Genomic DNA, 11226 nt, shown 5'->3' with positions numbered 1-11226 from the left:
GGTTCAGCCGCCTATAGATTGACTGAGACACCGCTATCGCGAGCAAGCTCGCTCCCACAATGACGCGCTCGGCGTTAATCTGCACATCTTTTGCGCGCGGTAAGGCTTCATGATTGTTTTTTTCCGGCTCTCCCTGGCCCTCGCCATGTTGCTTTTGGCGGGCTGCGAACAACCTCCACCCCCAGCCCTGGATCAACAGTTGTATATCTGGCAGCGCCAATGGACAAAGGCTCATGAGCCGGCGCTGCGCCAAAGCCGGGGCGATTTTTCCACGCTGCGGGTGCTGGCGTTGCAGGCTTTTCCCGGGGCGGGCTGGCGCCGTGCGCGGATCGACCCGGGCCTGCTCAAGGCGGACGGCCGTCCGCTGATCGCCGTGATTCGCCTGGACGGCCAGCTCAAGGCCTTGGACCAGGACGAGGTCATTGCGCAAATCCAGCAAGTTCTGGGCGATTGGCAAGCCCAAGGCCTGACCCCGGTGGGCGTTGAGGTCGACCACGATGCCGGCAATGCACGGCTGCCGGCCTATGGAAACTTCCTCGGCCAACTGCGGCACAGCCTGCCGGCCAACCTGCGGCTCAGCATCACGGCGCTACCGGCCTGGCTCGACAGCCCCGCATTGCCGGGATTGTTGGACGCGGTGGACAGCAGCGTGCTGCAGGTCCACGCGGTGAGCGATCCACGGCAAGGGCTGTTCGATCCGAAACAGGCCCGGCACTGGGCACAACGCTGGAGCGAGGTCACCACGCGGCCGTTTTATCTGGCCCTGCCAGCCTACGGCGTGGCGCTGCTGACCCAAGAGAGCGGCGTGCCGGTAGTGGAAAGCGAAGTGCCGATCGATCGCGGCGGCGAGCGTCGGGAGTTGTTGGCCGATCCACAGCAAGTGGCCGGGCTTGCGGCGGATTTACGGGCTGATCCGCCGAAACATCTCGCCGGACTGATCTGGTTTCGCCTGCCGCTGGCCGGCGACCGGCGAGCGTGGAGCCTGACCACGCTCGGCGCCGTTGCCCGGGGCGATCGCCTGGACAGTCGCCTGGCGTTGCAATGGGGGGAGCAGGGCGGTTTGTACGATATCCGCTTGGTCAACCAGGGCAATCTCGACAGTCCCTGGCCTCAGCGCTTGACGCTGGCTGTCGGCGCCTGTGACGGCGTCGATGCATTGGCCGGCTATACGTTGCAACAAACCCCTGGACTGCTTACCTTCACCCGCATTCAGGAAGGCCGCTTGGCGGCTGGTAGCCAACGAGCAATCGGTTGGGCGCGCTGTACGAAAATCGACCAAGGAGGTTTCAATGTTTACCCGTAAGTGGCCTCGTCACCTGCTGTGCCTGAGCCTGTGCCTGCCGCTGGGCTCGGCGCTGGCCTGCGGGCCGGATTTCCCGATGCGCCTGCTGGATAACCGCGCCCAGACGCTGGCGGAGTTGCCCGAAGGCAGCTTTCGCTTCGAGGTCAGCCGCCTCGGCCAGGCGATTGCCGGGCTCAAGCCGGCCACCGAGGCGACGCGCAACCCGGACTACAGCTATGACGACCTGCCTTCCTACGTTGACCAACGTAACCAGGCCGAGCAGATTGGCCTGACTCCGCCGCAACAAGCGGTGGTGGAGCGCCTGCGTGCGTTGACCGATATCGACCAGGTGGCGGCCGAAGCGGCCAACCTGCCCGATGAGCTGCGCCTGTATGCGCTCGGCGCGGCAGCTTTCAACGTCGGTGAGCATCAGCGCGCCGTGGAAGCGTTCCAGCAATTGCTGGCGTTACCGGCTGACCAGCGTCGGTTGCGCAGCACCTGGGCCGCGTATTCCCTTGGGCGGGCATTGTTTGCCGTGAGCACCGAGGCGGGCAGCGGCGACCCTGTGGCCTTGCAAGATCAGGCGCGAGCGGCATTTCGTCAGGCCCGGGAAATGAGCATCGCCGGGTTCAGCGATCCGCTGGAACTGGGCATCGCCAGCCTCGGCGAAGAGGCCCGGGTGGCCTACACCGCTGACGACTGGGACAGCGCCATCGGCCTGTACGCGATCCAGAACCTGCAAGGGTCCCCGGTCGGCTACAGCTCGTTGCTGCAATTGGCACAACGCCTGAGCGTCGAGTCGGATGAACGTTTGGGCGAGTTGCTCAAGACCAAAGCGGTGCAGCGACTGGTCACCGCCTACCTGCTCAGCCGCGTTGGCTGGTGGGACGGTGAAGAACCTTCGGGTGAGAAAAGGCTGGTCAAACTGTTGCAGACCAACGCCCGGGACAACCTGGACGATGCTGACCGTTTGGCGGCGGTGAGTTACCAGCACGGCGATTACGCCAACGCCCAGGCGTTTGTGCAAAAGGCTCCCGACACAGGCTTGGCCTGGTGGGTGCGCGCCAAGCTGGCCTTGCGCGACGGCGACAAGGTGGCCGCGGCGGCGGCTTATGCCAAGGCTGCCCAGGCGTTTCCGAACGATGAATCCTGGGGCAGCCGGCGCACACCGGATTGGAATTACGAATCGGTGCAACCCAAGTGCCGGGTCGAAGGGGAAAGCGCGATCCTGGCCTTGCAGCGCGGTGATTACCTGCAAGCCTTCGATCAGCTCTATCGCGGCCAGAGCAACTATTGGTACGACGCCGCCGCCGTCGCCGAGCGGGTGCTCACAGTGGATGAGCTCAAGCAGTACGTCGACGCTCAAGTCCCGGCGCCACCGGCGTTGAGCCAAGAGGAGCGGGACAACTATGTGCCGCTGCCGGTGGCCGCGAGCCTGCGTAATCTGCTGGGCAGGCGTTTGCTGAGGGAAGGGCGCTTTGATGAGGCGCCGGCTTATTTCGATAACCCGGACCTGCAGAACAAGGCCCGTGCCTATGGGCAATTGCGCCAGGACGCCGAGTCCAAATGGTGGCCAACCCGGCGGGCCGAGGCGTATTTCCATGCGTCCTGGATGGCGCGCAAATGGGGTATGGAACTGCTCGGCTATGAGATGGCGCCGGATTACGCCAGCCTGGGCGGCAATTACAGCCTGGAACCGGTCGAGTTGAACGTCGGGCCACTGGTGGCCGAAGGTGAAGTGCAACGCCAGCAGGCCAGCGCCGCGCAGCCGGACGTGCGCTATCACTATCGGTTTGTCGCCACGGCGCTGGCGAGCCAGGCGGCGGATTACCTGCCCCATACCAGCCAGGCGTTTGCGGCGGTGCTGTGCAAGGCGGTCGGGTACAACTCCAGCCTTGAAGAGCAAAGCGCGCTGTACCAGCGCTATGTGAAGGAAGGCCCGTACGTGGATTGGGCTGGGGATTTTGGTCATCAATGCCAGCAACCGGACTTCGGCAAGGCGAACAAACGCTACGTGACCCAGGCCCTGGACCCGATCCGCTCGGCGCTGCGACCTTACAAGGTTTGGCTGGAAGTGGGCGGGGGCGTGCTGGTGGTGGCGGTGGGGTTGGGGTTGATCAGTCGTCGGCGGCGCAAGGCCCGGATGTCAGCCTCCTGAGGTGAAGCACCCATTATGGGAGCGAGCTTGCTCGCGATAGCGGCATTGCAGGCACTACAAGTGCCTATGGATGACCGCATCGCGAGCAAGCTCGCTCCCACAGGGCAGGTGTTATCGCCCGTGGAGCGTCGTTCCTACATCTGCGTCGCCATTCCCTCCACATTCATGGCCGCCTGGCGCAACGCCTCCGAACGGGTAGGGTGCGGGTGGCAGGTCAGGGCGATGTCCTCGGCCGAGGCACTGAACTCCATCGCCACGCAGTACTCCCCGATCATCTCGCTGACGCTCGGACCCACCAGGTGCACGCCAAGGATTTCATCGGTGCGCTCATCGGCCAGGACCTTGGCGAACCCTTCGGTTTCGTGGTTGATCTTGGCCCGGCTGTTGGCCGTGAACGGAAACTTGCCGACCTTGTAGACGCGGCCTTCGGCCTTGAGCTGTTCCTCGGTCTGGCCGACGCTGGCCAGTTCCGGACGGGTGTAGATGACGCTGGGGATCAGCGCATAGTTGACCTCGGCGGCCTTGCCGGCGATCTGTTCGATGCAGGCCATCGCTTCGTCTTCGGCCTTGTGGGCCAGCATCGGTCCGGCCGTCACGTCGCCGATCACCCAGACGCCGGGTGCTTCGGTGCGGTGACGCTGGTTGGCGAGCATGCCGCGTTTATCGGTGCTCAACCCGACGTTCTCCAACCCCAGCCCTTGTGTGTAGGGCCGCCGACCGATGGCGACCAGCACGTAATCGGCATCCAGGTGCTGTGCTTCGCCGCCCGCCGCCGGTTCGATCTGCAATTGCACGCCGCTGGCCGAGGTCGTGGCGCCGGTGACCTTCGAACTCAACTTGAACTCGATACCTTGTTTAGCCAAGGCTCGTTGCAAGGTCTTGCCGGCCTCGCCGTCCACGCCCGGACAAATGCGATCAAGGTATTCCACCACGGTCACTTGGGCGCCCAGGCGCCGCCAGACCGAGCCCAGTTCGAGGCCGATGACGCCAGCGCCGATCACCACCAGATGCCGGGGGACCTCCCCCAGGGACAAGGCGCCGGTGGAGTCGAGGATGCGCTGGTTGTCGATTGTCACGCCTGGCAGCGGCATGGGTTCCGAGCCGGTGGCGATGACGATGTCCTTGGCGTTGAGTTCGGTCTTGCTACCATCGGCACCGGTGACGGTCACCTTGCCCGGTCCGTCGATGTGGCCCCAGCCTTTGATCCAGTCGACCTTGTTCTTGCGAAACAGAAATTCGATGCCCTTGGTCAGGCCCGTCACGCTTTCGTCTTTCTGCTTCATCATTTGCGCAAGATTGAGGGTCGGGCTGACTTCAATCCCCAAGTTGGCGAACTCCGTTCCCGTGGCCGCCTCGTACAGTTCCGAAGCGTGCAGCAACGCCTTGGAGGGCATGCAGCCGACGTTCAGGCAGGTGCCGCCCAAGGTGGCTCGACCTTCGACACAAGCGGCCTTCAATCCTAACTGCCCGGCCCGAATCGCCGCGTTATACCCGCCGGGTCCGCCGCCCAGAATGACCACGTCGTAGTTGCTCATCGCTGTTCTCCCGCTTGGCTTGATAAAAAATTATGGTCGTAATATGAGCGTTTGCAGAGATTCCGGTCAAGGCTTAAGTCAAGAGGCCGGCGTGGACCTTGTCATGAAGAATTCAAAACGGAAATTTCACAGTAATCGTTATAAGGTAACGACCTATAACGAAGCGGCGGTGGCGTCTGCCCACAGGCCCGGATTTTGATCGCCACGGAAGCTGGGGTGGTATGCAAGTCGATCTAGATATCGAGGGGGCACAGGTGGCCGAATGGCCGCGTTTCCAGCAAGCGTCGTTTCAAGGGCGCCGCTTGAAGCTTATCCCCTGCGCCTTGGGAAGCGTGGCGGGATTGGGCTTGGTCCTGGCGTTTTTTATCGGCGTGTTTTCGCCGCAATCTTTGTGGCCAGTCTTGCTGGTCAGCCAAGGCGCAGGACTGTTGGTGCTGGTGGCGGGCTTGCAATCTGCCTGGTGGGTGACGCAATGGCGCAGCAGGGCGTTGCTGCCGGCTGTGGATAACCTGCCGGCGGAAAACGAGCCTGTTGATAACTTGGGTTGGTATGAGCGGCTGCTGGACCGCATGGGCGCCCGTTCGGTGGGCCTGCTCAAGCAAATCGGTGCGCCTGCGTTGTGGTTGGCCGGTTGGGCCGTACTGGTATTGCTGGGTCTGAAGCAAACCTGGGACTTGCAATTGCCGGCTGCCGCCCTTGGTGTTTCGGCCAGTGTGGGGGCGGTGCTGTCGTTGTTGTTGGCGTTCGGGTTATTGGTGTTTGAGCGGCAATTGGCCCAGCAGCCCCCCGTGGAGTGGCCGGAAGCGCCAGCGCTGGCGCAACTGACGCGGGTGGCGATCATCGTGCTGGTGCTTGGCGCCTTGTGCTTGCTGTTCGCCGCAGAAACGTCCATCTGGCCGGTGCGCCTGGCGGTGTTGATGGGGCTGTTGCCGGGGCTGGTGGCGGCGGAGTTGTTGTTGCGCGCGGTGCTATCGTGGTTTATCCCGCGTCGGGACGCCCTGGAGCCGACGCTGCTGGGCCGCAGTGTCATCGCCGATCTGCTGCGCTGGCCGCCGCAACCGTGGCTGGCCTTGCAGCATGAACTGCATAACCGATTCGGCATCGACCTGCGCCAGATCTGGGCCTTCAGCTACATGCGTCGGGCTTTTTTGCCGGTGTTGGCGTCAGTGGCGCTGGTGGGCTGGTTGTTGACTGGCGTGCATGAAGTGCCGCTGCAGGGGCGGGGCATCTATGAGCGCTTCGGTAAACCGGTAGAGGTGTTCGGTCCCGGCTTGCATGTCGCATTGCCTTGGCCGTGGGGCAGGGTGCTCAAGGTCGAGAATGGCGTTGTGCATGAACTGGCGACCAGCGTTGCGGATAGCCGTGCAGTGGTCGAGGCTGAACCGGCGGAGGGGCCGGCACCGGCTATTGCCAATCGGTTGTGGGACGCCAGTCATGTGAACGACAAATCCCAGGTCATTGCCAGCCGTCGTGCCGACCAGCAGAGCTTCCAGATCGTCAACATGGATGTGCGCTTTGTCTATCGCATCGGCCTGACGGATGCCGCGGCGCTGGCGGCGACTTACAACAGCGCCGATGTCCCGACGCTGATCCGCAGCACCGCCAGCCGCATCCTGGTGCATGAGTTTGCTTCACGTACGTTGGATGGTTTGCTGGGTGCCGACCGCGTGAGCCTGGCCGACGAAATCGGTCGCGCTGTCCAGGCTGATCTGCAATCTGTCGACAGCGGTGTGGAAATCCTGGCGACCGTGGTGGAGGCGATTCATCCGCCGGCCGGTGCGGCCAATGCCTACCACGGCGTGCAGGCCGCGCAGATCGGCGCCCAGGCATTGATCGCCCGGGAGCGTGGCGCGGCGGCGGAACAGACTAACCAGGCGCAATTGCAAGCCAGCATTGCCCATGACCGGGCCAGTGCCACCGCGCGGGAAATCAACGCGGCCGCCCAGGCTGCCGATTTGCGTTTCAACGCCGACCGTAAAGCCTACGCCACGGCGGGGCACGCTTTTGTGTTGGAACATTATTTGAGCCAACTGAGCCAGGGCCTCGGCAATGCCCAGTTGCTGATTCTCGATCATCGCCTGGGCGATAGCAGCAACGCGCCGACCATCGACTTGCGAACCTTCACGCTGCCGGCCGACCCCGCGTCGCCGCGTAACCCCGTCCCGCCAGGAGCTGCCCATTGAGCCAGTCCTCTTCACACGGTCACCACGACCACGCCGGTCACGATCACGGCCATACCGGTCATCACCATGGCCATCATCACCACCATCACGGCGACCCGGAGCAAGCCGGGCCATTTCCTTGGCGGCGGATGGGCTGGGCCTTGTTGTTGGTGGCATTTGCCGTCGCGGCCGCGAGCCTGGTGCAAGTGCGGTCGGGGGAGGCCACGGTCATTACCCGTTTCGGCAACCCGGCCCGGGTGCTGCTGCAACCTGGCCTGGGGTGGCGCTGGCCGGCGCCGTTCGAGGCGGCGATCCCGGTGGACCTGCGATTGCGCACCACGTCCAGCGGCCTGCAGGATGTCGGGACCCGCGATGGGCTGCGGATCATTGTCCAGGCCTACGTGGCCTGGCAGGTCCAGGGTGACCCGGACAACGTGCAGCGTTTCATGCGCGCGGTGCAGAACCAACCGGACGAAGCTGCGCGGCAGATCCGCACATTTGTCGGCTCCGCGATGGAAACCACGGCCGCCAGTTTTGACTTGGCGAACCTGGTCAACACCGATGCCAGCCAAGTGCGCATCGCCGATTTCGAAGCGCAGTTGCGTCAGCAGATCGATCAACAGTTGCTTGCCACTTACGGTGTACGGGTGTTGCAAGTCGGTATCGAACGCCTGACTTTGCCATCGGTGACATTGACCGCAACGGTAGACCGCATGCGGGCCGAGCGCGAAACCATCGCCACCGAGCGCACCGCCATCGGCAAGCGCGAAGCGGCGCAGATTCGTTCCGCCGCAGAACGTGATGCCCGCGTCGTACAAGCCGATGCCACGGTAAAGGCCGCTGATATCGAGGCGCAATCCCGGGTAGACGCGGCCGAAATATATGGCCGGGCGTACGCCGGCTCTCCCCAGCTCTACAACCTGCTCCGTTCGCTGGACACCTTAGGCACTATCGTCAGCCCTGGCACCAAGCTGATTTTGCGCACCGATGCCGCGCCATTCCGTGTCCTGGTGGACGGTCCTGCTTCCCTGGACGGCAAAGGTGGAACACAACCATGAGTTTGGTTCCACGTGGAACAAATGCGTTATCCAGTCCGTGGATCCAGGCCGGACGTTTGGCGTTTCTAGTGCTTTACGCTGTCACTGTGTTGGCGGCGTTGGCCTGGGTCTTTTCCAACGTGCGCCAGATCGACCCGCAGAATCGTGCGGTGGTGCTGCACTTTGGCGCCTTGGACCGTATCCAGAATGCCGGCCTCTTGCTGGCTTGGCCGCGTCCCGTGGAACAAGTGATCCTGCTGCCAGCAGCGGATCGGGTGCTGGAACGGCGGGTGGAAAATCTGCTGCGCTCGGACGCGGCCTTGCAGGCTGATCGTGTGGCCAGTTTCGCCACGCCGGTCAGCGATGCATTGGCCGGCTCTGGTTATTTATTGACCGGTGATGCCGGCGTGGTGCAACTGGATGTGCGGGTGTTCTATAAGGTCACTGACCCTTACGCTTTCGTCTTGCAAGGTGAACATGTCTTGCCGGCACTCGACCGACTGGCGACCCGCAGTGCCGTGGCCCTGACCGCGGCCCGGGACCTGGATACCATTCTGGTGGCGCGCCCCGAACTGATGGGCAGTGACAACCAGGCGGCCGAGCGCCGCGAACGCTTGCGAGGCGATCTGGTTCAGGGGCTTAACCGACGCCTGGCTGACCTGGCGGCGACGGGGCAGGGGCTGGGCATCGAAGTGGTGCGGGTCGACGTGCAATCGAGTCTGCCCGGGCCGGCGGTGAGTGCTTTCAACGCGGTACTGACCGCCAGCCAACAGGCCGACAAAGCCGTGGCCAACGCACGGACTGAAGCGGAAAAACTCACCCAGGTCGCCCGGCAGGACGCTGACCGTGCCGTGCAAGTCGCCCATGCCCAGGCCAGCGAGCGGCTTGCCAAGGCTTCGGCCGACACGGCCACGGTACTCGGGCTGGCGAAGACCCAGGGCAGCGATCCGCAAATGCTGCTGCGCCTGTATCGCGAACGCATGCCTGCCATCCTTCGCCAGGCGGGTTCAGTGACCACGGTCGACCCGAAAGACGATTCTCGCCTGATCATCCAGGGAGCCGGCCAATGACCGCTCGAACGCCTGCTGTACCGATGTTGTCCTCGGCGGAGCAACGCATCGCCGCCCGGCAACTGACCTTGGCGATGCTCGCTCTCGGCTTGCTCGCATTGGGCCTGGCCTGGCGCGGCTGGTTGCCGGAGCAGAGCGGCGTCAGCCAACTGCTGTTGGGGTTCGCCTCGCTGTTGGTGGCGGTGCCGGTGATGCGTTCGGCCTGGTACAGCTTGCGGTACCCAAGCCTGCACGGAATCACTGACCAACTGATCGCCCTGGCGATGCTCGGCGCCTGGGCCACCGGCGATCTGCTGACCGCGGCGTTACTGCCGATCATCATGATCTTTGGCCATGTGCTGGAAGAGCGCAGTGTCATCGGTTCCCAAGAGGCGATCCATGCCCTTGGCCAACTGACCCGCAGCCAAGGTCGCAAGGTACAGGCCGATGGCTCGATCATCGATGTCGACAACGCGACCCTCCAGGCCGGCGATGTCGTGGAAGTGCGCGCCGGTGACCGGGTGCCGGCCGATGGTCGGGTGCTGTCCGGCCAGGCCAGCCTCGACACCGCGCCTATCACCGGTGAGTCGGTGCCGCTGGAGGCGGTGGTTGGCACAGAAGTCTTCGGTGGTGCGATCAACCTCGATGGCCTGCTGCGCCTGGAGGTGACCCGTACCGGCGAAGCGTCCACCCTGGGCAAAGTCATCGCCTTGATGCAAAACGCCGAACGTTCCAAGCCACCCATCACCCGTTTGCTGGAACGCTACGCCGGCAGTTACCTGGTATTGGTGTTGTTGCTGGCGGCAGTGACCTGGTTCGTGACCAACGATGCTCAGGCGATGTTGGCGGTATTAGTGGCGGCGTGTCCCTGCGCGTTGGTGCTGTCGGCGCCGGCCACTGCCATTGCCGGGATCGCGGTGGCGGCACGCCACGGGATCCTGATCCGCAGCTCGGCCTTCCTGGAAGAACTGGCGGACCTGACCTCGTTGGTCGTCGACAAGACGGGCACCTTGACCTATGGCGTGCTGCGCCTGCAATCCATCGAACATGCCCAGGACGCTCACGCATCGTTGCTGCTGCCGTTGGCTGCCAGTCTTGGTTCGGCCAGTAGTCATCCGGTCAGTCGTGCCTTGGCGGGGCTGGTGGAACAGGACAACTGCCTGGCTCTGACGGACATTCGTGAGCGCCAGGGGTTGGGTGTGGTCGCGATGACGGTTCAGGGCGAAGCGGCGCTCGGTCGGCCGGAGTTGTTTGCACAGCTGGGCATTCAAACATCAGCGGTTCCTGAGCACGATGGCCCGATTGCCGGTCTGGCGTTGGATGGGCAGTTCCTCGCCTGGCTGCTGTTGGCCGACAGCGTCAAGCCGGAGGCACAGGTGGCCATGGCCGAGCTGCGCGAGTTGGGTCTGGGCCGTCAGTTGCTGTTGACCGGCGACCGCCAGAGCGTGGCCACGACCCTGGCCCGAGATGTCGGCATCGGCGATGTGCAAGCCCAGGCCTTGCCGGAAGACAAACTCAAGCGGGTCATGGCTGAAATCGACCATGGGTTTCGCCCGATGGTGGTGGGCGATGGCATCAACGATTCCCTGGCGCTCAAGGCCGGGGTGGTGGGTGTTGCCATGGGAGCGGGTGGTGCAGACATCGCCCTGGCGTCGGCGGACATCGTGCTGATCGGCAGCGACCTGCGGCGCCTCGGCACCTGCGTGCGATTGAGTCGCCAGTGTCGGCGCACGTTGCAGGTCAACGTGATCATTGGCTTGGGCTGGACGCTGGCCATTGTTGCCTTTGCCGCCTTCGGCTGGCTTGGCGCGGCGGGGGCGATGATCGCTGCGCTGCTGCACAATCTCAGTACCCTGCTAGTGTTAGGTAATGCCGGGCGCTTGCTGCGGTTCCAGGAGCCACTGCTCAAGATCCAAGCGAAGGGCACCGTTGGGTAGGGTCAGCGAACTGCGCGTGGTACTTGCAGTCTGCTATTGGAGAGGGCGTGCCAGCGCAGAAGTTAC

General features: G+C 63.8%; 7 protein-coding genes. 6 read left to right on the top strand and 1 reads right to left on the bottom strand.

Translation table 11 applies throughout. The features are described 5' to 3' along the window. Positions 1-109: 109 nt before the first annotated feature. Positions 110-1303 carry a DUF3142 domain-containing protein gene (locus BT125_RS13345; RefSeq protein WP_072407602.1) on the top strand — a complete coding sequence of 398 codons (1194 nt, stop codon included), beginning with the start codon at positions 110-112 and terminating at the stop codon, positions 1301-1303. Beyond that, entirely contained in the window at positions 1290-3440 is a 2151-nt protein-coding gene (locus tag BT125_RS13340; protein ID WP_072407600.1) for a hypothetical protein, read from the top strand. The genes BT125_RS13345 and BT125_RS13340 overlap by 14 nt, the downstream gene beginning before the upstream one ends. Positions 3441-3574: 134 nt before the next feature. Here BT125_RS13340 and lpdA read toward each other — a convergent pair whose 3' ends face one another. Further along, complete coding sequence (gene lpdA, locus BT125_RS13335) at positions 3575-4975, bottom strand: dihydrolipoyl dehydrogenase (RefSeq protein WP_072407598.1); 1401 nt, start codon at positions 4973-4975, stop codon at positions 3575-3577. Between the two features lie 221 nt (positions 4976-5196). Between lpdA and BT125_RS13330 the strand changes: the two genes are divergently transcribed. From BT125_RS13330 to BT125_RS13315, 4 genes are read left to right on the top strand one after another with little or no spacing between them, the layout of a single operon-like run. Further along, a complete protein-coding gene (locus BT125_RS13330; RefSeq protein WP_072407596.1) occupies positions 5197-7158 on the top strand; it encodes a protease modulator HflK in 1962 nt (653 codons plus the stop codon). Further along, positions 7155-8195, top strand: coding sequence for a protease modulator HflC (gene hflC / locus BT125_RS13325; protein ID WP_072407594.1), 1041 nt, complete (start codon positions 7155-7157; stop codon positions 8193-8195). The genes BT125_RS13330 and hflC overlap by 4 nt, the downstream gene beginning before the upstream one ends. Beyond that, complete coding sequence (gene hflK, locus BT125_RS13320) at positions 8192-9244, top strand: protease modulator HflK (protein ID WP_072407592.1); 1053 nt, start codon at positions 8192-8194, stop codon at positions 9242-9244. Before hflC ends, hflK begins: the two co-directional genes overlap by 4 nt. Then, entirely contained in the window at positions 9241-11160 is a 1920-nt protein-coding gene (locus tag BT125_RS13315; RefSeq protein ID WP_072407590.1) for a heavy metal translocating P-type ATPase, read from the top strand. Before hflK ends, BT125_RS13315 begins: the two co-directional genes overlap by 4 nt. Positions 11161-11226 lie beyond the last annotated feature (66 nt).

It is taken from the genome of Pseudomonas sp. NFACC04-2 (assembly GCF_900119265.1).
Classification (GTDB): Bacteria; Pseudomonadota; Gammaproteobacteria; order Pseudomonadales; family Pseudomonadaceae; genus Aquipseudomonas; species Aquipseudomonas fluorescens_AA.
This window is presented reverse-complemented; position numbering and strand designations above follow the sequence as displayed.

Coding starts and splice junctions, on each gene's coding strand:
- BT125_RS13345 (WP_072407602.1), top strand. CDS start 110: ATGATTGTTTTTTTCCGGCTCTCCCTGGCCCTCGCCATGTTGCTTTTG.
- BT125_RS13340 (WP_072407600.1), top strand. CDS start 1,290: ATGTTTACCCGTAAGTGGCCTCGTCACCTGCTGTGCCTGAGCCTGTGC.
- lpdA (WP_072407598.1), bottom strand. CDS start 4,975: ATGAGCAACTACGACGTGGTCATTCTGGGCGGCGGACCCGGCGGGTAT.
- BT125_RS13330 (WP_072407596.1), top strand. CDS start 5,197: ATGCAAGTCGATCTAGATATCGAGGGGGCACAGGTGGCCGAATGGCCG.
- hflK (WP_072407592.1), top strand. CDS start 8,192: ATGAGTTTGGTTCCACGTGGAACAAATGCGTTATCCAGTCCGTGGATC.
- BT125_RS13315 (WP_072407590.1), top strand. CDS start 9,241: ATGACCGCTCGAACGCCTGCTGTACCGATGTTGTCCTCGGCGGAGCAA.